We start from the raw sequence: 23,121 nt of genomic DNA, 5'->3' as shown, positions 1-23,121 counted from the left end.
AAAATTTAAAGGTTTTTAAGATGTTTAAAGATTTTGATTTTTCAAAAATGGGCGAAATGCTTGCTCAGGCTCAGCAAAAAGCACAGGAGCTAGAAGCTCAGAGCGAAGCTAAAGAGTATGGCGCCAAGAGCGGTGGAGGTCTTGTTAGTGTTCGCGCAAATGGCAAGGGGGAAATTTTAGACATTAGTATAGATGATAGCTTGCTTGATGATAAGGAGAGTATGCAAATTTTACTAATTAGCGCCATAAATGACGCTCTAAAAGCGGTAAATGACGATAAAAAAGCGATGGCATCGCGCATGCTTGGCAGGCTTGATCTGGGTGGAATAAAGCTATGAGAAAAATTTTGCTTTTTATGCTATTTTGTGGTATTTTGCTTGCTGCTCCACGACCTACGCAAGATGACTTTCATGCATGCTATGTAAAAAACAAAGGCTCGATAGTGGCAGTTAATGGCAACTACGGAGTCGCCATAGCACCAAATTTAATAGCCGTTATAAAAACCTCTAAGACAAATTTAAATGATTATGTAAAATTTGACCCATACTTAGGGCTTTATTTGGTTCGCTCAGCGGTAACACTAGAAGTACCCACTTTGGCTGATGAGACCAATGAAGCGCAGATAAACAAAAGCACTTGGGTGGGAATTTTAAGTGATAATAACAACACCCTAATGGGGCATATCAAGTCCCTTGGCGTAAATCTAGGTGACTTTGACACCCTTAGTTTTGATAGTAATGTAACTGGAGAGCTAAACTCGGCTTGTTGTAAGATGCTAGGCATAGCCATTGGTGCGGATAAATTTATCCCTAATCGCTATTTAAAGCATTTTGCCGCTTATGATGATGTTTATTATGGGGATATAGGTGTAGTTTTTACGCAAAATGAAAAGGGCTTTTTTGTAGTTTCGTCTGATCCAATAGGTAGGGGCAAAGCTTTGGTGGTTGGAGATAAAATTTTAAGCATAAACGGCATTGAACCGTCTAGTTTGCGTGCATTAAACGAGATGATACTTTTTGCTCCCAAAGGCGCTGTGCTAAATATAAAAGTCTGGCGAGATGGCGAAGAAGTTTCATTGATGGTGCCTGTATCTGGAGAGATAAGTGGTGCAAAATCTTTAGTCATACAAGAGAGCGAAAACAACGCTTCTCCGGCCGTTAAGTTAGCGCTTGCTGAACTTTTTAAAGATAGTGAGCCAGTGGCTGAGATGGAAGAAAACTATGATGATCCATCGGCTGGAGCACAAATTTTAAAACGATATGGTATCTTAATAGATAGAAATTTAATCGTTAAAAAGGTTATAGAAGATAGCCAAGCTGCTGCATTTGGTATAGCTGTCGGAGATAAAATTTTACAGCTTGATTTAAAGGAGTATAAAACTCGTAAAGAGCTTTTTGACGCAGTGCCGTTTGAAAAGAGCTTCTTGCTTTTATTTATGCGAAATGACTTTAACTTTTTCTCCAGAGTCAACCAAAGATGAATGAGAAATTTAGTAAGTTTTTAAAACAAAATTTACCATCCGTAAGTAGTTTTCATCCTCACTACAATGACGCTCTTTCTTGTATGTTGCTTGCTGGAGGTAAGCATTTTCGGGCATCGCTTTTGCTTGGTGTTGTAGACGCTCTTTCTGCAGAGCTTACTGACGATGCTATGAGAGTGGCGCTAGCCGTGGAGCTTATGCACACTTATTCGCTTATACACGATGATTTACCAGCCATGGATGATTCTGCTTTAAGGCGTGGTGAGCCTACCATACATAAAAGATATGATGAGGTTACTGCTATACTTGCTGGAGATGCTTTAAATACACATGCTTTTTATGAAATTTCACGCTCAAATTTTAGTGCTGAAATTCGCATACAGTGTGTTGAAATTTTAAGCCAAAATGCTGGAGTGAGTGGCATGGTGCTTGGGCAGGCTATTGATTGTTTTTTTGAAAATAAAAAACTTGAGCTTGATGAGTTAAAATTTTTACACATTCACAAAACTGCAAAACTAATAGCCGCAAGCCTAAAAATAGGTGCATTGATAGCTGGTTGCGATAGCCAAAAATGTGATAAAATTTATGAGCTAGGCTTAAAGCTTGGACTTGCATTTCAGATACATGACGACTTACTAGATGCTACGGCTACTAGTGATGAGGCTGGCAAGCCTACTAAAAATGATGAGAGTAAAAACTCATTTACAAATTTGCTTGGCATTGATGGCGCAAGGAGTGAGCGAGATGTCTTGATAAAAGATATACAAAATGAGTGCAAAGGCCTAAATTCTGGCGTTTTACAAGTTATAAATGAGCTAATAAATAAACATTTAAAGGGATAAATATGCTAAAAAAACAAGCCGATACGATAAGATTTTTATGTGCTGATATGGTTCAGCAAGCAAATAGCGGACATCCTGGCGCACCGATGGGGCTAGCTGATATAATGGTTGTTTTAAGTCAAAAACTAAGACATAATCCAAAAGATCCAAAGTGGCTAAACCGTGATAGATTGGTCTTTTCTGGTGGTCATGCAAGCTCGCTTGTGTATAGTTTTTTGCATCTTAGCGGCTATGATTTAAGTCTTGATGAGCTTAAAAAATTTCGCCAACTTGGCTCAAATACTCCAGGACATCCTGAGATCCACACTCCTGGCGTTGAGGTAGCGACTGGACCGCTGGGTCAAGGCGTAGCAAACGCTGTTGGCTTTGCTATGGCTGCAAAATATGCTGCAAATTTACTAAACACCGAAGAAAACAAAATAATAGACCATAAAATTTACTGTCTTTGCGGCGATGGTGACCTTGAAGAGGGCATAAGCTATGAGGCTTGCTCGTTGGCTGGACATCATGTGCTTGATAATTTGGTGCTTATCTATGACTCAAATAGCATAACTATCGAAGGCGATACAAATGTTGCTTGGAGTGAGAATATAAAAGCTCGCTTTGAGGCGCAAGGCTGGGATGTTGCTCGCATAAATGGACATGACTTTGATGAGATAGAATTTGTGCTAAACGAGGCGCAAAATAAAGAAAAACCATATCTTATTATAGCAAATACAACCATCGCGAAAGGGGCATTGCAGCTTGAAGGAAGTCATCACAGCCATGGTGCACCACTTGGTGAAGAGCTTATTAAAGAGGCAAAAGTAGCTGCTGGCTTTGATCCTGAGCATAAATTTGCAATTGATGAAGATGTATTATTGCGCTTTCGTGCAGCAATAGAGCTTGGAGATCTGGCGCAAGCTGAGTGGGACAAACAACTACAAGCTCTTGATAGCGATAAAAAAGAGCTTCTTTATAACCTTTTAAACCCTGACTTTTCTAAAATTTCATATCCAGATTTTACTGGTAAAAAGGTGGCAACTAGAGATAGTAACGGAGCGATACTAAATGCTATCGCAAAAGCCGTTCCTAGCTTGGTTGGAGGCTCGGCAGACCTTGGTCCATCAAACAAAACTGAGTTAAAAGATGCTGGAGATTTTCCTTCTGGCAAAAATATCCACTATGGTATCCGCGAACACGCTATGGCAGCGATAAATAATGCATTTGCTCGTTACGGACTGTTTTTGCCATATTCGGCTACATTTTTTATATTTAGTGACTATCTAAAACCAAGTGCTCGTATCGCGGCACTTATGGGAGTAAAACACTTTTTTGTTCTTACTCATGATAGTATCGGCGTTGGCGAGGATGGTCCGACACATCAGCCTATCGAGCAGCTTGCACAGTTTAGATCAATGCCAAATTTTTATACCTTCCGACCAGCTGATGGTAATGAAAATGTTGAATGCTGGAAAACAGCGCTTACTCTAAATGCACCATCGGCATTTGTCTGCTCGCGCCAGAGCCTAGAGCCGTTGGGTGAGAGAGTTTTTGGTAGTGTGGCAAATGGAGCTTATTTGTTAAAGCGCTCAAGTGATCCGAAATTTACGCTAGTTGCAACAGGTAGTGAGGTTAGCCTTGCACTAAAAGCGGCTGAAATTTTAGAAAACTCTAATATCGCCACAAATGTTGTCTCCGCTCCTTGCTTTGACCTGCTTTGTGAGCAGCCAAGAGAGTATTTAAATCAGATTTTTGATCCATCAACAAAGATTGTAGCTATCGAGGCTGCAAGTGCATTAGAGTGGTATAAATTTGCAGATGAGATTTATGCTATGAAGAGCTTTGGTGAGAGCGGTAAAGCTGAGGCACTGTTTGAGCATTTTGGTTTTGAGCCACAAAAATTAGCAAATTTTATTAAAAATTTGGACTAATATATTTTAATGTTCGTTTTGGTATTTAACAACCAAGTAAAATTTGCAAAAAGGTACTTATGGATACTTTACAGATTATAGTTCTTGCTTTAGTTCAAGGGATTAGCGAGTTTTTGCCTGTCTCAAGCTCGGCACATTTGGTGCTTGTGCCTGAGCTTTTGGGCTGGCCAGATCAGGGGCTTGCGTTTGATGTTGCCGTGCATGTAGGCACTTTGCTTGCTATATTATTTTACTTTAAAGATAGTTTGTTAAAGTTGCTATTAGATTTCTTTGCTTCTATAAAAGTGCGTAAAAAAGTTGGCGATAGTAATGTAGTTTGGGCGGTTATATTTGGTACGATACCGGCTGGAATTTTTGGGCTGGTTTTTCATGATTTTATAGCAGCTTATGCTAGAGAACCGCTAGTTATCGCTACTACAACTATAGTTTTTGGGTTTGTTTTGTACTTTGCAGATAAGAAAGCTGGACTAAAAAATGAATACAACATAACCATTGCCCTAGCTCTTATTATCGGGCTTGCTCAAGCATTAGCTTTAATCCCGGGCGTTTCGCGCTCTGGTGTGACTATGAGTGCGGCACTTTTGCTTGGTTTTTCCCGTGTTGCAAGTGCAAATTTTTCATTTTTATTATCCATACCTATCATAGTTCTTGCGGGCGGGCTTGAGACGCTAAAGCTTGTAAAAAGCAACGAGCCAGTAGCATTTAATGAGCTTGGACTTGGTGTTATTATCAGTGCTATAAGTGCTTATATATGCGTTAAGCTTTTTATGGCTCTTATATCTCGTGCTAGTATGACACCGTTTGTGATATATAGAATTTTACTTGGATTATTTTTGTTTTGGGTTTTTGGCTTTTAGTGTCAAAATTTAAGCGGTTTTAGTAAATACTAAAACCCCTGTTCGCATAAAATTTTAACTATGCTTTGTGGTAAAATTTCATGCTCTATGGCGTGAATCTTTTTCTCCCAAGCCTCTTTACTCATATCTTTTTCACGCTCAAATGCACGCTGAGCGATAAGTTTGCCACCATCAAGCTCTTCGCTAACCCAGTGCACGCTCACACCACCTATTTGCATATCACTATGAAAGCTTTCATCTATGGCATGTGCGCCTTTAAAAAGTGGAAGTATGGATGGGTGCAGGTTTATGGCTTTTATCTGCGTTGTAAAAACAGGCGTTAAAATTCTCATAAAACCAGCAAGCACTACTAAGTCAATGCTGTTAAGTTTGATCTGCTCAACTAAAGCTTTATCAAACTCCTCTCTTGAGTTAAAGTTTTTGTTTTCTATTATTATCGTTTTGATGCCAAAATTCTTTGCTCTTGTGATACCGTAGGCATCTGGCTTGTTGCATATAGTTAGCGCGACCTCTATATGTGTTTGATTAAAAACTTTGTTATGAACTTGCTCTAATATCGCTTGTAAATTTGATCCACTGCCGCTAAAAAGTACGGCTATGCGTTTTTTAACCATTTTACCCCCTTTATGATGTCGTGTGGTGTGAGTGCGTAGCTATTTGCTTTGAAATTTCTTGCTGCTTGTGCGTGGGCTAAAGTTGCTGTGATGGCGGCTCTTAGTGGGTTAAAACCTTGCGCTAAAAGTCCAGCTATAAGTCCTGAAAGTACATCGCCACTACCACCCTTGGCAAGTAAGCTAGTGCCTTTAGCCAGGATAAAAAGACGACCATTTTTAGCTATGATAGTATTTGCGCCCTTTAAAACCAGCACACCATTAAATTTCTCGCTCCATATTTTTGCATATTTAAAACGCTCATTTTGTAGCTGTTTTGTGCTTAAGTCCGCAATATTAGCCATGCTTAAAAGAGAGCAAAACTCAGCAGGATGCGGAGTTAAAACACACTTTTTGTTTAAAATATCAAAAATTTTATCGCTTCTACAAAGTGAAGCATCAATGACTAGTTTTTTATCTTTTAGGCTTTTAAAGTCTATGTTATTTATATCATTTTCGCAAAGCCCCATGCTAAGGGCTACGACATTCATTTTAGGGGTTATCTTGGTAGTTTGCATGATAGATGCATCAAGCGCTAAAGGTTTTTGGGAGATAATGCTCACAAGCCCTGCGCCAATACTACTTGCAGCAAGCGCTGCTAGCTCGCAAGCTCCGTTAAATGTGCCACTTATAAAGGCTGCGTGTCCAAAGTCGCCTTTGTTTGTATTTTTTCGTGTTCGAAATGGCAACTTAAGCTCTTTTTTAGTTAGCAAATATCCATCTGCCATGCCTTCAAAATTTGCCCTACTTATGCCAAGATCAGCAACTTTTATATGCCCTACAAAATCCTTTGCAAAGTCAGAGTAAAGCCCCAGCTTTGGCGCTCCCATTGTGATCGTAGTATCAGCTTTAAAGCATGCACCTAAAATTTGCCCACTTTCATTTAGTCCGCTTGGAATGTCGCAGGCTATTTTATAGGACTTGAAGCGGTTTAGTCTATTTATAATCTCAACTTCTTTTTGATTTAAGTTTTTGTTCAGCCCAGAGCCAAAAAGTCCGTCTATAACGCACTTTGTACCCTTTAGTGCGGTGCTTAAATCTTTTGAAATTTTTACACCAAAATTTTGTGCTGCATTTAGCTGGAATTTTGACATATCATTTAGCTCATCAAAGTGTAAATATACTTCGCACTTATATTTTTTGGCTAAAATTCTAAGCGCGGCTATAGCGTCTGCAGCGTTATTTCCTTTGCCGGCAATAGCCAAAATTTTACTGCCTTTTTTGATATGCTTGCAAATATGCTTGGATAAAGCATTTGCAGCATTTTCCATTAAAATTTCATTACTAAGCCCTAAATCTATAGCTCTTTCATCAAGTTTTTTTGTGTTTAAAAAAAGTTTTTTCATATACTATCTCGCTTAGTTCTAAAGCTTAGAGCTTCGATGATGTGCGCTTTTTCAATGAGTTGGCTTTGCTCTAAGTCAGCTATCGTACGAGCTACTTTTAGCGTTTTTTTAACACCTCGTTGAGAGAGTGCAAAACGCTTAATCCCAAGCTCTAGCGTCTCTTTTGCCTCGTCTTGAAGTAAGCAAAATTTATTCACATCCGTATCGCTTAGTTTTCCGTTGCTCTCAACCTGTCCTCGTTTTTTACAAAATTTAAAAGCCTTTAAAACCTGCTCGTGAAGCTCTTTAGAACTTACATCAGCACGGTCACTTGATGCTACTTCATCCATTTGTACATAAAGGTCGATACGATCAAGTATGGGCTCTGAAAGGCGTGACTTGTAGCGATTTATCTCGCTTTGAGTGCAAGTACAAGTTAGCTCTTTTGAGAAAAGTTTGCCGCACGGGCATGGATTTAGTGCAGCAACAAAGAGAAATTTTGTCTCGTAAGTAACTTTAGAATTTACCCTTGAGATATGAATTTTATGATCTTCTAATGGCTCACGCAGACTTTCGATGAGCTGTTTTGGAAAATGTACAAACTCATCAAAAAAGAGCACACCCCCATTTGCAAGGGCTATCTCGCCTATTTTTGCAACATTTGACCCACCGCCAAATATCGAGCTTTTAGTGCTTGTGTGGTGTGGCACACGAAAGGCTCTAGTAGAGCTAAATTCGCTATCTTGTAGGTTGAGTGAGCGGTATGCTGCAGCGCTTAAAACCTCTTTTAGACTTTGTGGTGGCATGATATGCACGAGTCGCTTGGCGCACATGCTTTTCCCGCACCCAGGGCTACCTTCAAAGATGATGTTGTGCATACCAGCGGCAGCTATCAAGCAGGCTCTTTTTGCTCTGGTTTGTCCTAAAATATCTGAAAAATCAAGTACAAAATTTTGATTTGGCAGATATTTTTCACCTTCAATCTCAATACTATTTTTAAAAATTTCATGCGAGTTGTCATACTTGCAAGTTTCAGCAAAGTGGTGATCTTTAAAAAAATTTATAGCATCATTTAGTGAGCTAACCCCATAAATTTCAAGGTTTGGAATAGCTGAAGCTTTGTGTGCGATAGAGCTTGGCACCAGCACTTTTGCACTTTGTATCTTTGTACTTAAAAATAGCAAAAGTGAAAACAAATTTGCTGTTGATTTTATACTGCCATCAAGCCCAAGCTCGCCAAAGACAAATATTTTTTCTAAACTTTCTTTACGCTCCAGCGCTATAAGTAATGCGATAGCAAGGTCAAAATGTGATCCATTTTTTGGTATATCTGATGGCGAGAGGTTTATTGTGATTTTTTGTGCTGGAAAACTAAAATTTAGAGCCAAAAGAGCAGACTTTACACGCTCACTACTCTCTTTTATGCTACTTCCAGCAAGTCCTACTATGCTAAAACCTGGCAAACCACGAGAAAAAGTTGACTCAACATCTACTATGTGTAGTCCGTCTAGGTATGTGGCGCATTTTAGGGACTTCATTTATCTTTTTGCTTGTTTTTTTTGTACTCTTTATCAAATTTTTTACGCTTATTAAAACCGATACGCTCGATAAAAAGGTGCCCGTCTAAATGGTCATTTTCGTGTTGTAGCGCAATGGCCAAAAGCCCGTCTGTTTCTATGACTTGCTTGTTTGCAAATCTATCTTGATACCTCACTCTTACAAACTCGGCACGCTTTACATCTTCATAATAGCCAGGTACACTTAAGCAACCCTCTTGAAAGGTAGTCTCTCCTTGTTTTAGTTCAAAAACTGGGTTTATAATCTCAAGTAAGTCAGCTTTGTTTTGCTCTCCGTCTTCATTTACTAAATTTATAATGAGAATTCGTTTTGCTACACCTACTTGTATCGCTGCAAGTCCTATGCCTTCGCTATTTCGCATTGTTTCATACATATCATCAAGTAGGTTATGTAGTTCGCTATTAAATTCCGTCACCTCCGCAGAGCGGGTAAATAGCTTTTTGTTTGGATAGGTTAAAATTTCAAGGATCATTCGGCTTCCATTATTATCGGTTCGCTAGCTGTTGGGTTGTTTTCAAGCGTATCGATAGCCTCTGAGAGTGCCTCTTCCATGCTTTTTTGTTTTGTTAAAGAGTTAGCTACCATTTGTACTTCTAGTGAAATTTCTTGATCATTTTGCTTGACATTTATATTTGATAGCAGTTTTAGAATTCTATTGCTTGCTAGCTTTGCACCAGAGATGTCAGTGTGCTTCATTATGATAGCAAATACTCCATCTCCATAGTGTGCTATGATATCGCTTTGTCTTGATGTTTTTTGTAGTGTGTTGGCTAGAGTTTTTAGCATTGTGCTTTTTTCAGATAAATTTTGCATACCAGAAAAGCTCATAACGCTAGGGCGCAGCAACATAAAAGACGACTTGTATCCATAGCGTTTAACAGAGTCTATCTCGGTTTGCATGGCACCTAACAAAAAGCGTTTATTATAAACATCAAAGACCGAGTCATAAACGGCTTGCTCTTCGATATTTTTAAATATTCTGCCTATCTCTTCATAGTTTATTTTAATAACATCAACATGTTTATCCATAAGAACAGATAGTTTTAGTAAATCTTCATTGAAAGTGCTTATGACATTTTGTGTGGCAAGGATATCCGTGTTGCTTTGAAGTGTGCTAAGATGTTTTTTGGCAATACCTTTCATAAGCGCTAAATTTTTATATATAAGAGCCACGGCTTGAAGCATACTTTTTATCTGACCAAAGCTATGCTTTATCTCTTTTTCAATATAAATTTGCCCATCATGTTGCATTGAGACACTATCTTCTGCATAAAAGTCTAGCGCGCTCCCAAGCTTTTGCCTAAAATCATCTCCACGCTCATCAAGCAACTTATCAAAGTAGATAGAGTAGTTGCTTGGTATAGATGGTATGTTGTTTTGATTTAGCTCATTTAGGACGCTTTGAGAAAATTCAAAGATATTATTTTCTTGCTCTTTTTGTGACCCTATATGCAGACTATCGCCTGTTATGCGAACATTTTCACGCCTTTTACTACTATCTATCTTTACCACGATATTGCCTTATTTAAAACTCTTTTCTAAAATTTTATCTATTAGACCATAGTCTTTGGCTTCGGATGCACTCATAAAGTTGTCGCGCTCGGTGTCTTTTACAATTTTTGCTAGTTTTTGACCAGTATTTTTAGCCAATGTAGCGTTTAAAACATCTTTTAAGCGCAAAATTTCACGAGCATGGATCTCTATATCAGTTGCCTGACCTCTAGCGCCACCTAGTGGCTGATGTATCATAATGCGTGAATTTGTGAGTGCATAGCGCTTTCCCTTTGCGCCAGAGCTTAGAAGAAATGCCCCCATGCTCGCAGCTTGACCTATACAAATCGTGCATACATCAGGCTTTATATAGTTCATGGTATCGTATATGCTAAAGCCGCTTGTTACTACTCCGCCAGGACTATTTATGTATAGATATATGTCTTTATCTGGATCTTCTGCCTCTAAAAAAAGTAGCTGGGCGACAATGGCAGAAGCCATGCCGTCCTCAATCTCGCCACTTAGCATAATAATGCGATCCTTTAAAAGGCGTGAGTAGATGTCATAGCTTCGTTCGCCTTTGCTTGTGCGCTCAACTACAACAGGAACATAATATCCCATTACTCAGCCTTCTCATCGGCTTTTTCAGCTTTTTTGTTTGACTTTTTTTCCTCTTTATTAAACATCTCGTTGAATAATTTTTCCTCAATCATAGACATCTTAATAGCTGGCAACATGCCTTGTTGGCGGTACATATCAAGGTGCTGTTTTGGATCACGACCGCTTCTGTAAGCCTCAAAGTATATCGCCTGGATAACTTCTTGGTCATTTACTTTAACATCTCTTACGCGAGCTAGCTCATCGATGATGAAAGTTAGACGAACGCTATTTTCTGCATCTTTACGAAACTCTTCGCGCTTTTTCATAAGCTCATCTCTATCTTCTCTAAATTTCTTCATCTCATCTTCGCTAAAGCCAGCCCAAGCATTTCTAAACTGCATATCTATCTCTTGCTCGACTATATTTTTTGGTGTATCAAATTTAAATTTCTCTACAACTGCTTCAGCAAATTTTGGCTTTAGATCTTCGTTGATTAATGTTGCCATTTTTTCACTTCGAATTTGCTCTTTTATACGCTCTTCTAGTAGCTCTTCTGTTGGTTTTTCTTCATTTAGCATGATGGCTTTTAATGTATTTTCATCGATAGTTTCAGGGATTTTTCGCTCTTGAATTTCATGTAATTTTACTTTAAAAATAGCTGGCTTGCCTGCCAAATTCGGTGCTCCATACTCAGCCGGGAAAGTAACTTCTATATCTTTTTCTTCGCCTGGTTTTAGCCCTATCATACCATCTTCAAAGCCTGGTATAAACTGTCCTGAGCCGATTTCAAGGACATATCCTTCAGCTTTGCCACCATCAAATGCAACACCATCTACAAAGCCCTCAAAGTCAAATTTTGCAAAGTCGCCATTTTTAAGTGCGCGTTTTTTCTCGACAGTTTCAAGCGGAGCCATCATTTTTAAAATTTCATTTTTCTTCTCATCAATATCTTTTTTAAGCACTCTTGGTGTTGAAAAATCAGGGATAATAGCCTCATATCCAGTAATATCAACAACTGGCTTAAATGATATGGTCATTGTCACATCTGCACCGTTGTCATTGCGCTCAAATTTATCCACTGTCGGCTCGCCTATAACATCAGCATTTGTTTTATTAAGCTCTTTTAGAGCACTTGTTAAAATGTCTTTAAATATCTCTTGTTCTGCATCTTTTTCAAGCTCTGCACCATATCGTTTCATAACGACTGCTGCTGGCACATGTCCCTTTCTAAAGCCATCTATTTTCATATTTTTACTAGCTTGCTTTGCTAGTTTTTCAAGCGCTACTTTTAGTTCTTGCGCGCTTACTTTTGCGACAACTTCGCTATTTACGCTGTCGATTGCTTTGGTTGTGATTTGCATTTACTTCCTTTTTTATAAAAAATTTAAGTAAAAATATAGCAAAATTTTCCTTAATTTTGAAATTTATAGTTTCAAAAGGCGTTTTTTACTAGAATAAGCAGATAAAAATATGGAGAAAAAATGCAAGAAAGTTTTGAAAATTCAGTCAAAAATATGCTAACGATTATAGGCGAAGATATTAATCGCGAAGGACTTCTTAAAACTCCAGAGCGCGTGTTTAAGGCGTTTAAGTTTTTAACAAGCGGTTATGAGCAAGACCCAAACGAAATTTTAGGCGATGCGCTTTTTGAAAGTAGCAATAACGAGATGGTCGTGATGCGGGATATAGAATTTTACAGCCTTTGCGAGCATCATTTGTTGCCTATTATAGGGAGGGTTCATGTGGCTTATATACCAAATGGCAAGGTTGTTGGCCTAAGTAAAATACCACGCATGGTAAATGTATTTGCAAGGAGACTGCAGATACAAGAGCAAATGACAGAGCAAATAGCCACCGCACTTGAGGAGGTTATACATCCAAAAGGTGTTGCTGTGGTTGTTGAAGCTAGGCATATGTGTGTTGAAATGAGAGGAGTGCAAAAGATAAACTCAACTACAACTACATCTGCATTGCGTGGAGCATTTATGAAAAATGGAGAAACAAGAAAAGAATTTTTCTCGCTTATAAACTCACCAAAGGAACATCGCTTTTGAGCTTGGCGCGCCTAAATTCTAAGTTACAAAATGAGCATATACCGCTCTCAAATATCTTTGGTACTATCGTTAAGATAAGTGCTACCACTATAGAGATCACGGGGCTTCGCCCAAGTATAGGCGACATAGTAAACATTGTCGCTAAAGATAAGAGTAAAGATGGTCTTGGTATGGTTACGCAAGTTAGCGATACTATAAGCTATGTAAGCCCATTTGGCTTTGTTGAGGGTTTTAAGATAGGTGACTTTGTCTATGCGAGCGATCAGGGTATGAATATCCCGGTTGGAGAGGCTTTGCTGGGGCGAGTTGTAGATCCTTTTATGCGTCCAGTGGATGGCAAAGGCCCGATAGATACGATAGAGTTTATGCCTATAATGCGCGCACCCATAGATGCCATGAAACGGGGGCTTATAAATGAGCCTTTTAGTGTTGGGATAAAGGCTATAGACGGGCTTCTTACTTGTGGCAAAGGTCAAAAACTTGGGATTTTTGCTGGCTCTGGTGTTGGTAAGTCAACACTTATGGGCATGATAGTAAAAAATACGCTAGCTCCTATAAAAGTTGTCGCGCTCATTGGCGAAAGAGGGCGTGAAGTGCCTGAGTTTATAGAGAAAAATTTAGGTGGTGACCTAACTAGAACAGTTGTCATCGTAGCCACTAGTGATGATAGCTCGTTGATGCGTAAATACGGTGCATTTTGTGCGATGAGCGTTGCTGAGTACTTTAAAGAGCAGGGGCTTGATGTGCTTTTTATCATGGATAGTGTGACAAGATTTGCCATGGCACAGCGCGAGATAGGGCTTGCACTCGGCGAGCCACCTACTTCAAAAGGCTATCCGCCAAGTTCGCTCACTCTTTTGCCACAGCTTATGGAGCGTGCTGGCAAGGAAGAGGGCAAGGGTTCGATAACAGCGTTTTTTACGGTGCTAGTTGAGGGCGATGACATGAGCGATCCTATCGCCGATCAAAGCCGCTCTATCCTAGATGGGCACATAGTGCTAAGTCGCGAATTAACAGACTTTGGGATTTACCCCCCGATTAATATACAAAATTCCGCATCCCGTGTTATGGGCGATGTCATAAATAAGGCTCACAAGGCTGATGCTATGAAATTTAAGCGGCTTTATTCGCTTTTAAAAGAAAATGAAATTTTGCTTCGTATAGGGGCATATCAGCGTGGCAACGACAAAGAGCTTGATAACGCTATCTCAAAAAAGGACTATATGTATGACTTTTTGCGTCAAAACTCAGAGGATAAATTTAGTCTTGAAGAGATACAAGGGCTTTTGGCTCAAGTAAATTCTTAGCTTGATTTTATAACGCCATCTTTTGCCCAGAACTCACCTTTGTTTTGTTTTTCTTTGATTAAGACCATATTTGCCTTATACTCGTGCTCTCTTTCGTTTCTGCTATGATCTAGGTGAAATAAGTTTGCACAGTATTTGCAAGAGCGCATTTTTATACCGATATATTCCAGTCGCCACTGCAAGTCAGTATCATCTCTGCCAGGTGCAAATGGTAATGCTTCATCTATGCCATTTACTTTGAGAATATCGTGTTTAAAACACGAAAAATTTGATGCTACGATATTTAAATTTTTACCAAAAAGTGAGATAATCTTATAGATAAACGAGCCTGGATGAAAGCTTAGTCCTTGTTCGAAATGCCTTGTGCCGGAGCGTTTTAGCAATTGGTACATTTTAATGTAATTTTCTTCTAGCTCACTAGAAAGTAGCTTGCTATTTCTAATTTTACTAGATATATCAGCATCTAAATTTACTCGTCTTCCGCACAATACCGTTCCTGGCTTTGCTAGGAGGATATGAAATTCTATAAAAGTTCTAAATGGAATAGTGTCACCATCTATAAAGATCAAGTATTCGCCATCACTCATTAAAATGGCATTATTTACAGCTTTTGGTTTGTGATTTTTAATATCCTCATGGCTATAGTGTTTGATATTAAAATTTGCTTTGTATGTTTGCAACATTTTTAAAGTTTGTATATCTTGGCAGTCTTCAGCCACTATCACTTCAAAATTTTTATATGTTTGTTTTTGTAAAGCATCCAAAATAAGCCTTAGGGCGACAGGGTCTTTGTATGTCGGTATAATTAAACTTGCTTTCATATTTTAGATCTCTTATTAAATTTATCTATTAAAAGCTTTAAAACACTATTAGCATCTTCGTTTGGCTTGGCTATAAATTCTAGTCGTTTTGCCAGCTTGCCGTCTTTAAAAATAAGCGTTTGACGATGGTAAAATTTCTTGCCATCACTCGTATTTATTGTTTTTAGATTAAGTAAATTTTCAAGTTCAAATTCTTCATCACTAAAAAACTCAAAACTTACGCCAAGCAATCTCTTAAACTCGCTCATGTCAGAGACATTAAGCGAGCTAATGGCATAAATTTCATATCCTTTTTGCTTAAATTTTTCAAGCTCATTTTGATAAATTTTACATTGCCCAGAGCAGCCTGTAAGTCCGCTCATACCAAGAAGTTCTTTGGGCAAAAACTCCGCACTTTTTCCTATTTTGGGCAAGAAAATGATCACAGCATTTTTATCCTTTATAAATTCATTAAAATCAACCTTTTTACCATCTAAATTTCTCATACAAATCCTTAGAATTTTTATAAAATAATAATATGACAACCTTTAAAATAATCTTTTTCTTAGTAAAATTTAGATAAAATCTAGCAAAATTTTACATAAAGGTTGAAATTTGATAGATGTAGTTGAAATTCAAAAGATCCTTCCGCATAGATTTCCATTTTTACTTATTGACAGAGTTACGGCTATAACACCAGCACAAAGTATCGTTGCTTACAAAAATGTAACGATAGGCGAGCCGATATTTCAAGGGCACTTCCCAGGTCATCCGATATATCCTGGCGTGATGATCATAGAGGGTATGGCGCAAGCTGGCGGAGTGCTTGCGTTTAAGTCTATGAGTGATGAGCATCAAGCAGGCATTGAAAACAAGGTCGTGTATTTTATGAGTATCGATGGAGCGAAATTTCGCCACCCAGTGCGCCCAGGCGACAGACTAGAGTATAGACTAAGCGTATTAAAACACAAGGGCAACATTTGGGTGCTTGAGGGCAAAGTTTATGTTGATGATGTGCTTTGCGCCGAGGCAGAGCTAAAAGCGATGATCGTTGATAAATAAGGCAAAATCATGAAAAATATCCACCCAACTGCCGTCGTGGAAGACGGTGCTATAATCGGAGAAGGTGCCAATATCGAGGCTTACGCGTTTGTTAGCCGTGACGTGGTGCTTGGCGAAAATGTCACGATAAAGCAAGGGGCAAGAATTTTAGGCAAGACTAGCATTGGCGATGGTGGTAAAATTTATAGCTATGCGATAGTAGGCGACATACCGCAAGACATCAGCTACCGCGATGAAGAAAACACAGGTGTTATAATCGGCAAAAATGCAACCATTCGTGAGTTTTGCACGATAAACTCAGGCACACACAAGGGCGATGGTATAACTCGTATCGGCGATAACGCCTTTATCATGGCATACTGCCACATCGCTCATGACTGCATTATCGGTAACAATGTCATCCTAGCAAACAACGCCACTCTAGCAGGGCATGTCGAAATGGGCGACTATGCTGTTGTGGGCGGACTTACCCCTGTGCATCAGTTTGTCAAAATCGGCGAAAGCTGCATGATAGCTGGCGCTAGTGCGCTTAGCCAAGATGTCGTGCCGTTTTGTTTGGCTGAGGGTAACAGAGCCTATATCAGGAGCTTAAATTTAGTTGGCATTCGCAGAAGGTTTGATAAGGCTGAGGTTGAAGAGCTTGTGAGTGCTTATAAATTTTTATTTAATCACGGAATAGCCATAAAAGAGCAAGCCAATGAGCTTATCGCAAAAACAAGTAGCGTAAATGTACGAAAAATGTGTGAGTTTATACTTCACACCGCTCGAGGTATCCCACTTGCAAAAGGACGCGAATAATGGTAAATAGATGTAGTTTTTGTGGGAAATTTGAGACAAATGAAGAAAAACTTTTACACAATGAAGATGATAGTGCATTTATATGCGAAGAGTGTGCAAGTGCGGCGTATAACCTTTTTAAGGGCGAAGGCGATGATGAGCCTGCAAGAGCTGACTTTCAAAATATTACGCCAAAGGATTTAAAGGCTGTTTTAGATAGTTATGTTATCGGACAAGAGCATGCTAAAAAGGTCTTTAGCGTCGGTGTTTATAACCATTATAAGAGAATTTTTAAACAAACAGATATAGAGGATGATACAGAAATTTCAAAGTCAAATATACTCCTTGTTGGTCCAACTGGTAGTGGAAAAACGCTGATGGCTCAGACTTTGGCTAAATTTTTAGATGTTCCTATCGCTATTTGCGACGCCACAAGCCTAACAGAGGCGGGATATGTTGGCGAAGATGTTGAAAATATCTTGACTCGCTTACTTCAGGCGGCAGATGGCGATGTAAAAAGAGCTGAGCAGGGGATAGTTTTTGTCGATGAGATAGACAAGATAGCTAGAATGAGTGAAAACCGCTCGATAACTCGCGATGTATCAGGAGAAGGTGTTCAGCAAGCACTTCTAAAAATAATCGAAGGAAGTCTTGTAAATATCCCTCCAAAGGGCGGCAGAAAACATCCTAATCAAGAATTTATACAGATAAATACGCAAAATATTTTATTTGTTTGTGGCGGTGCATTTGATGGGCTTAAGGAAATTATTGAGCGTAGAGTTGGTAAAAATGTTCTTGGATTTACGCAAGATAAACGCTCAAAGCAAGAAAAAGATGAGCTTTTAGGACTGCTAGAAAGCACTGACTTGGTTCATTTTGGCATTATCCCTGAGCTTATTGGCAGACTTCATGTTGTGGCTACTTTAAGAGAGCTTGACAAAGATGACATGATAAAAATTCTTACCGAGCCCAAAAATGCTATCGTAAAACAGTATCAAAAACTATTTGCTATTGATAATGTAAGCTTAAAATTTGATATACAGGCACTTGAGGCGATAGCTGAGCAGGCGATAGAGCGCAAAACTGGAGCAAGAGGTCTTAGGTCTATCATTGAAAATGTCATGCTAGAGACTATGTATGAGCTTCCAGAGCTTAGCGGATATGAGGTTGTCATAAATGATGATGTTGTTAAAAAGGGCGCAAAGCCAGTTTATGTAAAGCAGTAAAATTTAAAGGAAAAAGATGTTATTTGATCAACTTATTGGTTTTTTCTCAAGCGATATGGGTATCGACTTAGGCACGGCAAATACGCTTGTGTTGGTAAAAGATAAGGGTATTATTATAAACGAACCAAGCGTCGTTGCTGTTCAGCGTGAAAAATATGGTAAACAAAAAATTCTAGCCGTAGGACAGGCTGCAAAGGAGATGGTCGGCAAAACTCCAGGTGATATAGAGGCTATCCGACCTATGCGCGACGGCGTTATAGCTGACTTTGATATGACTGAAAAGATGATACGCTACTTTATCGAAAAAACTCACCGTAGAAAGAGCTTTTTACGCCCTCGTATAATCATCTCAGTGCCTTATGGTCTTACGCAAGTTGAGCGAAAAGCGGTTAGAGAGAGTGCTTTAAGTGCTGGCGCTAGAGAGGTTTTTCTTATAGAAGAGCCAATGGCAGCAGCGATAGGAGCTGACTTGCCAGTGCGTGAGCCACAAGGATCGCTTGTTGTGGATATTGGCGGCGGAACAACAGAGATAGGCGTCATCTCTCTTGGTGGTCTTGTTATTAGCAAGTCTATCCGCACAGCAGGCGATAAGATAGATGCTAGCATAGTAAATTATATAAAAGAGAAGTATAATTTGCTGGTTGGAGAGCGAACAGGCGAAGAGATAAAAATTTCAGTTGGCTCTGCTGTTCCGCTTGAAAAAGAGCTAAATATCGTAGTTAAAGGGCGTGATCAAATGACAGGTCTTTTAAGTCGTATTGAGCTAACAAGTGAAGATGTAAGAGAGGCGATGAGAGAGCCATTAAAAGAGATGGCGGACGCTTTAAAGACCGTTCTTGAGATGATGCCGCCTGATCTTGCTGGAGACATCGTTGAAAATGGTGTTGTTCTAACTGGTGGTGGCGCGCTTATAAGAGGACTAGATAAATATCTTTCAGACATTGTAAAACTTCCAGTAAGTGTAGCCGATGAACCACTTTTGGCTGTTGCAAGAGGCACTGGAAAGGCACTAGAAGAGATAGGACTGCTTCAACAATTAAGCAATGAAGACTAAAATTTTACTTTTTATCTTCGTTGTAGGGCTAATAGCTCTATCTATCTATAAAGGCTCTGAAATTTCAAGAGTTACGACTGATCTTAGCAACTCAGTCGTTAGCCTTTATCTAAATTTCGCCCAGTCTGTAAAAGATAGCGTTGGTAAGCACTTTTCACAGGCTTCTCAGATAGAAAAGCTAAAACAGCAAAATGCAGAGCTTGAGCGCTCAGCGACGCTTCTAGCGACATTTGCAAATGAGTTAAATACCGTCTTAAAAGATAAAAACGCTACCGAGTATGACCCTCGTGTTAAGCTCGTGCGTGCGTTAAGCTATGCGAATATGGGCGATTATAGCAAATTTTATGTTGGTGGATTTAGCGACTTTAACGAGAGTAAAATTTACGGACTGATATATCAAGGAAACAGTGCTGGCGTGCTTGTTCAAAAAGAGGGTAAACCGCTTGCACTTTTACAAAATGATCCAAAGAGTATATTTGCTGTGTTTATAGGAGATAAGCAAATTCCCGGTATGGCACACGGCACAAAAAATGGCGTTGTTATAAAATTTATCCCACAATGGCTTAGTGTAAATATCGGCGATGAGGTTTTTACAAGTGGTCTTGATGGCATATTTTTTAGCGGTGTGCCAGTAGGAAAGGTAACGGAAGTGATTGAGGAGAGCTCGTATTACAGTGCTGTGGTAGAGCCATACATGAAGGCTATGACGCCAAATTTTTTATATGTAGTGACAAAGGATAAATAATGCCAAAAAGAACGGACATCAAAACCATTTTGCTAATCGGCTCAGGACCTATCGTTATCGGTCAGGCATGCGAGTTTGACTACTCAGGCACGCAAGCGACTAAAACCCTAAAAGAGCTAGGATATCGTGTTGTGCTGATAAACTCAAACCCAGCTACTATCATGACTGATCCTGATTTTGCCGATGCGACATACATAGAGCCTATAAGCAAAGAGAGCATAAAACGCATCATCGAAAAAGAAAAAATCGATGCCATCTTGCCTACTATGGGCGGACAGGTGGCGCTAAATGTCGCTATGCAGCTTTATGAGGATGGAGCTCTTGGAGATGTGAAATTTCTTGGGGCAAATCCAGAGGCGATAAAAAAGGGCGAAGATAGACAGATTTTTAAAGAGCTTATGAAAAAGATAGGTATGGACTTGCCAAAGTCATCTTACGCACATAGTTTTGATGAAGCGATGAAAGCGGCTACTGAGATAGGCTTTCCGCTGATGATTAGGGCTAGTTTTACTCTTGGCGGTGCAGGTAGTGGTGTGGCTTATAATATAGATGAGTTTCGTGAGCTTGCTGAGCTTGGATTGAGTGCTAGCCCGATAAATGAAATTCTTATCGAAGAGAGCTTGCTTGGCTGGAAAGAGTATGAGATGGAGGTCATACGAGATAAAAATGACAACTGTATAATCGTTTGCTCTATCGAAAATTTCGATCCTATGGGGGTGCATACGGGTGATAGTATCACGGTAGCTCCAGCCCTAACGCTAACAGATAAAGAGTATCAAGTCATGCGAGATGCGAGCTTAGCGATACTTCGTGAGATAGGCGTTGATACTGGCGGAAGCAATGTTCAGTTTGCTATCCACCCAAAAACTGGTCGCATGATAGTTATCGAGATGAATCCAAGAGTCTCTCGCTCATCTGCCCTAGCGAGCAAAGCCACAGGCTATCCGATAGCAAAGGTAGCTACACTTCTTGCTGTTGGATTTAGCCTTGATGAGATCAAAAACGACATCACGGGCACGGCGGCTAGTTTTGAGCCAGTGATTGATTATATAGTTACTAAAATCCCACGCTTTACCTTTGAGAAATTCCCTGGCTCAAGTCCATATCTAGGAACGGCGATGAAGTCTGTGGGCGAGGTTATGGCGATAGGCAGGACATTTAAAGAGAGTGTTCAAAAGGCACTTTGTAGTTTAGAGCGTGATTTGGCTGGATTTAATAGGTTAAATTTAAGCAAAGAAGAGATAGTTTTTGGTCTTAGAAATGCAAATGAAAGGCGAATTCTCATGGTTGCCGAAGCATTTCGCATGGGGTTAAGTGTTGATGAGGTTTATGAGTTTTCAAAGATAGATCCATGGTTTTTACATCAAATTTCTGAGATTGTTGAGTTTGAAAAATGTATTGATATGGATATTTTAAACGATGAAGATTTGCTTAGAACAGCCAAAACTATGGGCTTTTCTGATAAGATGATAGCTGTTTTGATAAATGAAAAAGATAACTTAGAGCTTAGTCAAAATGATATTTATTATGCAAGAGTTAAGCTTGGCATAACACTTGAATATAACGAAGTAGATACTTGTGGTGGCGAGTTTAAGGCACTTACCCCATATCTTTACTCAACTACAAATATCACTAAATTTCCCCCTCAAACAGCATTGAGTGATGAGAGTAAGAAGGTTATGATTATCGGTGGTGGTCCAAACAGGGTGGGGCAGGGTATAGAGTTTGATTATTGTTGTGTGCATGCTAGCTTCGCACTCCGTGATATGGGCGTAAAAACGATAATGTATAACTGCAACCCAGAGACGGTTTCAACTGATTATGATACTAGCGATGTGCTTTATTTTGAGCCGATTGATTTTGAGCATTTAAAAAGCGTTATCGAGCGTGAAAATCCAGATGGCGTGATAGTGCATTTTGGCGGTCAAACTCCACTGAAATTTGCCAAACGCCTAAGCATTTGGGGTGCTAAGATTATAGGAACTACCGCAAGAACTATCGATGTCGCCGAAGATAGAAAGAAATTTAGCGAGTTTATCGATAAGATAGGAGTTTTACAGCCTAAAAATGATACAGCTACAAGCGAAGAGGAGGCTGTGAAAAAGGCGGCGGCTATCGGTTATCCTGTTCTTGTGCGACCTAGTTATGTGCTTGGCGGTCGTGCGATGAGACGCGTGCATAGCGAGGCTGAGCTTCGTGAATACATGAGTGAGGCGGTAAATGTGAGCAACAACTCGCCTGTGCTTTTGGATAAATTTTTGCAAGATGCCACCGAGCTTGATGTCGATGCGGTGAGTGATGGCAAAGATGTTTATGTGGCTGGGATTATGGAGCATATCGAAGAGGCTGGCATACACTCAGGCGATAGTGCTTGTATGCTTCCGCCGATGAGTTTGAGTGATGAGATGATAGCAAAAGTAAGAGCTCAAACTCGCGATATAGCTTTAAATTTAGGCGTTGTGGGGCTTATGAATATCCAGTTTGCTATCTATGAAAACGAGCTTTATATGATTGAGGTAAATCCGCGTGCAAGCCGTACCGTGCCATTTGTCAGCAAGGCTACTGGCATGCCTATCGCAAAGGTCGCTACTCGCGTGATGTGGCAAGGAAATTTACGCGAGGCTTTGAAATTTTATGATAAATATAACATTTTAGATGAGATAAACGGGGTTTTGTTACCTAGAAAGCAGCCGCATTACTGCGTAAAAGAGGCGGTATTTCCGTTTAATAAACTAAGCGGGGCGGATTTGATTTTGGGTCCAGAGATGAAAAGCACGGGCGAGGTTATGGGTGTGAGTGAGAATTTTGATAGTGCGTTTGCTAAAAGTCAGCTAGCCGCGTCAAACATCTTGCCAACTAGCGGAAATGTCTTTTTAACTCTTGCTGATGCCGATAAACGCTACGCACCAGCTATCGCAAAAGATCTTATATCTCTTGGATTTAAGATCATTGCAACTGGCGGAACGCATAAAATTTTAAATGAAAATGGCATAATAGCTGAGTTTGTTTATAAGATAAGCGAGAGCCGTCCAAATATCGAAGATAAGCTTAAAAACGGTGATATAGCTATGGTTATAAATACAAGCGATAGCAAGTCAAGCTATGAAGATGGCAAGAAAATTCGCCAAAATATCATGCGGTTTAAGTTGCCATATTTTACGACTATAAGAGCCGCACTTGTGGCTGTAAGCTCGATAAAATCGCTACAAAACGGTAGAGCATATGATGTAAAAAGCTTACAAGAGTATCTAAGTAAAGGCATATAGGATTTAGATTTGGCGGCATTTTGCCGCCATAAGTAACACAAAAACTCTAATCATAAAGTTAGAAAAAGTGCTTGGAGGTTTTTGACTAGCTTTT

Annotated in this window: 22 protein-coding genes; 13 read left to right on the top strand and 9 right to left on the bottom strand. The window is 39.5% G+C overall.

Translation table 11 applies throughout. The annotated features are described in order from the left end of the window. Nucleotides 1-20: 20 nt before the first annotated feature. The 5 genes from LQV35_RS05160 to LQV35_RS05140 are packed head-to-tail and all read left to right on the top strand — an operon-like array spanning nucleotide 21 to nucleotide 5,092. A complete protein-coding gene (locus LQV35_RS05160) occupies nucleotides 21-338 on the top strand; it encodes a YbaB/EbfC family nucleoid-associated protein (RefSeq protein ID WP_230056811.1) in 318 nt (105 codons plus the stop codon). Then, nucleotides 335-1,480, top strand: a complete 1,146-nt coding sequence (locus LQV35_RS05155) for a DUF7488 domain-containing protein (RefSeq protein WP_230056810.1) — start codon at nucleotides 335-337, stop codon at nucleotides 1,478-1,480. The genes LQV35_RS05160 and LQV35_RS05155 overlap by 4 nt, the downstream gene beginning before the upstream one ends. After that, a complete protein-coding gene (locus LQV35_RS05150; protein ID WP_230056809.1) occupies nucleotides 1,477-2,322 on the top strand; it encodes a polyprenyl synthetase family protein in 846 nt (281 codons plus the stop codon). Before LQV35_RS05155 ends, LQV35_RS05150 begins: the two co-directional genes overlap by 4 nt. Nucleotides 2,323-2,324: 2 nt before the next feature. Next, a complete protein-coding gene (gene tkt, locus LQV35_RS05145) occupies nucleotides 2,325-4,235 on the top strand; it encodes a transketolase (RefSeq protein ID WP_230056808.1) in 1,911 nt (636 codons plus the stop codon). 59 nt (nucleotides 4,236-4,294) lie between these two features. Further along, complete coding sequence (locus LQV35_RS05140) at nucleotides 4,295-5,092, top strand: undecaprenyl-diphosphate phosphatase (protein ID WP_230056807.1); 798 nt, start codon at nucleotides 4,295-4,297, stop codon at nucleotides 5,090-5,092. A gap of 29 nt (nucleotides 5,093-5,121) precedes the next feature. Here the strand turns inward: LQV35_RS05140 and purN are convergent, their stop codons facing one another. From purN to tig, 7 genes are read right to left on the bottom strand one after another with little or no spacing between them, the layout of a single operon-like run. After that, nucleotides 5,122-5,706 carry a phosphoribosylglycinamide formyltransferase gene (gene purN / locus LQV35_RS05135; protein WP_230056806.1) on the bottom strand — a complete coding sequence of 195 codons (585 nt, stop codon included), beginning with the start codon at nucleotides 5,704-5,706 and terminating at the stop codon, nucleotides 5,122-5,124. Further along, nucleotides 5,688-7,088: an NAD(P)H-hydrate dehydratase gene (locus LQV35_RS05130; RefSeq protein WP_230056805.1), complete on the bottom strand. Its 1,401-nt coding sequence runs from the start codon at nucleotides 7,086-7,088 to the stop codon at nucleotides 5,688-5,690. Before LQV35_RS05130 ends, purN begins: the two co-directional genes overlap by 19 nt. Then, the gene (locus LQV35_RS05125; RefSeq protein ID WP_230056804.1) at nucleotides 7,085-8,605 is read right to left on the bottom strand and encodes a YifB family Mg chelatase-like AAA ATPase; all 1,521 of its coding nucleotides are present in this window, start codon (nucleotides 8,603-8,605) and stop codon (nucleotides 7,085-7,087) included. The genes LQV35_RS05130 and LQV35_RS05125 overlap by 4 nt, the downstream gene beginning before the upstream one ends. Then, nucleotides 8,602-9,117, bottom strand: a complete 516-nt coding sequence (gene def, locus LQV35_RS05120) for a peptide deformylase (protein WP_230056803.1) — start codon at nucleotides 9,115-9,117, stop codon at nucleotides 8,602-8,604. The genes LQV35_RS05125 and def overlap by 4 nt, the downstream gene beginning before the upstream one ends. Beyond that, entirely contained in the window at nucleotides 9,114-10,157 is a 1,044-nt protein-coding gene (locus LQV35_RS05115) for a GGDEF domain-containing protein (protein WP_230056802.1), read from the bottom strand. The genes def and LQV35_RS05115 overlap by 4 nt, the downstream gene beginning before the upstream one ends. Nucleotides 10,158-10,166: 9 nt before the next feature. Then, the gene (gene clpP, locus LQV35_RS05110) at nucleotides 10,167-10,757 is read right to left on the bottom strand and encodes an ATP-dependent Clp endopeptidase proteolytic subunit ClpP (RefSeq protein ID WP_230056801.1); all 591 of its coding nucleotides are present in this window, start codon (nucleotides 10,755-10,757) and stop codon (nucleotides 10,167-10,169) included. Next, nucleotides 10,757-12,097, bottom strand: a complete 1,341-nt coding sequence (tig, locus tag LQV35_RS05105; RefSeq protein ID WP_230056800.1) for a trigger factor — start codon at nucleotides 12,095-12,097, stop codon at nucleotides 10,757-10,759. The genes clpP and tig overlap by 1 nt, the downstream gene beginning before the upstream one ends. 120 nt (nucleotides 12,098-12,217) lie before the next feature. Here tig and folE point away from each other — a divergent pair, with 120 nt between their 5' ends. Further along, the gene (folE, locus tag LQV35_RS05100; RefSeq protein WP_230056799.1) at nucleotides 12,218-12,790 is read left to right on the top strand and encodes a GTP cyclohydrolase I FolE; all 573 of its coding nucleotides are present in this window, start codon (nucleotides 12,218-12,220) and stop codon (nucleotides 12,788-12,790) included. Next, the gene (gene fliI, locus LQV35_RS05095; protein WP_230056798.1) at nucleotides 12,787-14,097 is read left to right on the top strand and encodes a flagellar protein export ATPase FliI; all 1,311 of its coding nucleotides are present in this window, start codon (nucleotides 12,787-12,789) and stop codon (nucleotides 14,095-14,097) included. Before folE ends, fliI begins: the two co-directional genes overlap by 4 nt. On the opposite strand, the gene LQV35_RS05090 is transcribed toward fliI, so the two are convergent. Together LQV35_RS05090 and LQV35_RS05085 are read right to left on the bottom strand one after the other, a co-directional pair. Next, complete coding sequence (locus LQV35_RS05090) at nucleotides 14,094-14,918, bottom strand: glycosyltransferase (RefSeq protein ID WP_230056797.1); 825 nt, start codon at nucleotides 14,916-14,918, stop codon at nucleotides 14,094-14,096. The two genes, fliI and LQV35_RS05090, sit on opposite strands and share 4 nt — an antisense overlap. Then, the gene (locus LQV35_RS05085) at nucleotides 14,915-15,403 is read right to left on the bottom strand and encodes a redoxin domain-containing protein (RefSeq protein WP_230056796.1); all 489 of its coding nucleotides are present in this window, start codon (nucleotides 15,401-15,403) and stop codon (nucleotides 14,915-14,917) included. The genes LQV35_RS05090 and LQV35_RS05085 overlap by 4 nt, the downstream gene beginning before the upstream one ends. 109 nt (nucleotides 15,404-15,512) lie before the next feature. Between LQV35_RS05085 and fabZ the strand changes: the two genes are divergently transcribed. From fabZ to carB, 6 genes are read left to right on the top strand one after another with little or no spacing between them, the layout of a single operon-like run. Beyond that, a complete protein-coding gene (fabZ, locus tag LQV35_RS05080; RefSeq protein WP_230056795.1) occupies nucleotides 15,513-15,959 on the top strand; it encodes a 3-hydroxyacyl-ACP dehydratase FabZ in 447 nt (148 codons plus the stop codon). Between the two features lie 9 nt (nucleotides 15,960-15,968). Beyond that, nucleotides 15,969-16,757 (top strand): acyl-ACP--UDP-N-acetylglucosamine O-acyltransferase, encoded by a 789-nt coding sequence (gene lpxA / locus LQV35_RS05075; protein ID WP_230056794.1) that lies wholly within the window; start codon nucleotides 15,969-15,971, stop codon nucleotides 16,755-16,757. Next, entirely contained in the window at nucleotides 16,757-17,962 is a 1,206-nt protein-coding gene (clpX, locus tag LQV35_RS05070) for an ATP-dependent Clp protease ATP-binding subunit ClpX (RefSeq protein WP_230056793.1), read from the top strand. Before lpxA ends, clpX begins: the two co-directional genes overlap by 1 nt. Nucleotides 17,963-17,978: 16 nt before the next feature. Then, the gene (locus LQV35_RS05065; RefSeq protein ID WP_230056792.1) at nucleotides 17,979-19,016 is read left to right on the top strand and encodes a rod shape-determining protein; all 1,038 of its coding nucleotides are present in this window, start codon (nucleotides 17,979-17,981) and stop codon (nucleotides 19,014-19,016) included. Continuing rightward, nucleotides 19,006-19,761 carry a rod shape-determining protein MreC gene (gene mreC, locus LQV35_RS05060; protein ID WP_230056791.1) on the top strand — a complete coding sequence of 252 codons (756 nt, stop codon included), beginning with the start codon at nucleotides 19,006-19,008 and terminating at the stop codon, nucleotides 19,759-19,761. Before LQV35_RS05065 ends, mreC begins: the two co-directional genes overlap by 11 nt. Next, nucleotides 19,761-23,027 carry a carbamoyl-phosphate synthase large subunit gene (gene carB / locus LQV35_RS05055; protein WP_230056790.1) on the top strand — a complete coding sequence of 1,089 codons (3,267 nt, stop codon included), beginning with the start codon at nucleotides 19,761-19,763 and terminating at the stop codon, nucleotides 23,025-23,027. The genes mreC and carB overlap by 1 nt, the downstream gene beginning before the upstream one ends. The last annotated feature ends 94 nt before the right edge of the window (nucleotides 23,028-23,121 follow it).

This window comes from Campylobacter suis (genome assembly GCF_905120475.1).
GTDB lineage: Bacteria > Campylobacterota > Campylobacteria > Campylobacterales > Campylobacteraceae > Campylobacter_A > Campylobacter_A suis.
This window is presented reverse-complemented; position numbering and strand designations above follow the sequence as displayed.

Coding starts and splice junctions, on each gene's coding strand:
- clpP (WP_230056801.1), bottom strand. CDS start 10,757: ATGGGATATTATGTTCCTGTTGTAGTTGAGCGCACAAGCAAAGGCGAA.
- def (WP_230056803.1), bottom strand. CDS start 9,117: ATGATCCTTGAAATTTTAACCTATCCAAACAAAAAGCTATTTACCCGC.
- LQV35_RS05140 (WP_230056807.1), top strand. CDS start 4,295: ATGGATACTTTACAGATTATAGTTCTTGCTTTAGTTCAAGGGATTAGC.
- carB (WP_230056790.1), top strand. CDS start 19,761: ATGCCAAAAAGAACGGACATCAAAACCATTTTGCTAATCGGCTCAGGA.
- LQV35_RS05160 (WP_230056811.1), top strand. CDS start 21: ATGTTTAAAGATTTTGATTTTTCAAAAATGGGCGAAATGCTTGCTCAG.
- LQV35_RS05090 (WP_230056797.1), bottom strand. CDS start 14,918: ATGAAAGCAAGTTTAATTATACCGACATACAAAGACCCTGTCGCCCTA.
- LQV35_RS05065 (WP_230056792.1), top strand. CDS start 17,979: ATGTTATTTGATCAACTTATTGGTTTTTTCTCAAGCGATATGGGTATC.
- LQV35_RS05085 (WP_230056796.1), bottom strand. CDS start 15,403: ATGAGAAATTTAGATGGTAAAAAGGTTGATTTTAATGAATTTATAAAG.
- clpX (WP_230056793.1), top strand. CDS start 16,757: ATGGTAAATAGATGTAGTTTTTGTGGGAAATTTGAGACAAATGAAGAA.
- tkt (WP_230056808.1), top strand. CDS start 2,325: ATGCTAAAAAAACAAGCCGATACGATAAGATTTTTATGTGCTGATATG.
- mreC (WP_230056791.1), top strand. CDS start 19,006: ATGAAGACTAAAATTTTACTTTTTATCTTCGTTGTAGGGCTAATAGCT.
- folE (WP_230056799.1), top strand. CDS start 12,218: ATGCAAGAAAGTTTTGAAAATTCAGTCAAAAATATGCTAACGATTATA.
- LQV35_RS05155 (WP_230056810.1), top strand. CDS start 335: ATGAGAAAAATTTTGCTTTTTATGCTATTTTGTGGTATTTTGCTTGCT.
- LQV35_RS05125 (WP_230056804.1), bottom strand. CDS start 8,605: ATGAAGTCCCTAAAATGCGCCACATACCTAGACGGACTACACATAGTA.
- lpxA (WP_230056794.1), top strand. CDS start 15,969: ATGAAAAATATCCACCCAACTGCCGTCGTGGAAGACGGTGCTATAATC.
- LQV35_RS05130 (WP_230056805.1), bottom strand. CDS start 7,088: ATGAAAAAACTTTTTTTAAACACAAAAAAACTTGATGAAAGAGCTATA.
- purN (WP_230056806.1), bottom strand. CDS start 5,706: ATGGTTAAAAAACGCATAGCCGTACTTTTTAGCGGCAGTGGATCAAAT.
- tig (WP_230056800.1), bottom strand. CDS start 12,097: ATGCAAATCACAACCAAAGCAATCGACAGCGTAAATAGCGAAGTTGTC.
- LQV35_RS05150 (WP_230056809.1), top strand. CDS start 1,477: ATGAATGAGAAATTTAGTAAGTTTTTAAAACAAAATTTACCATCCGTA.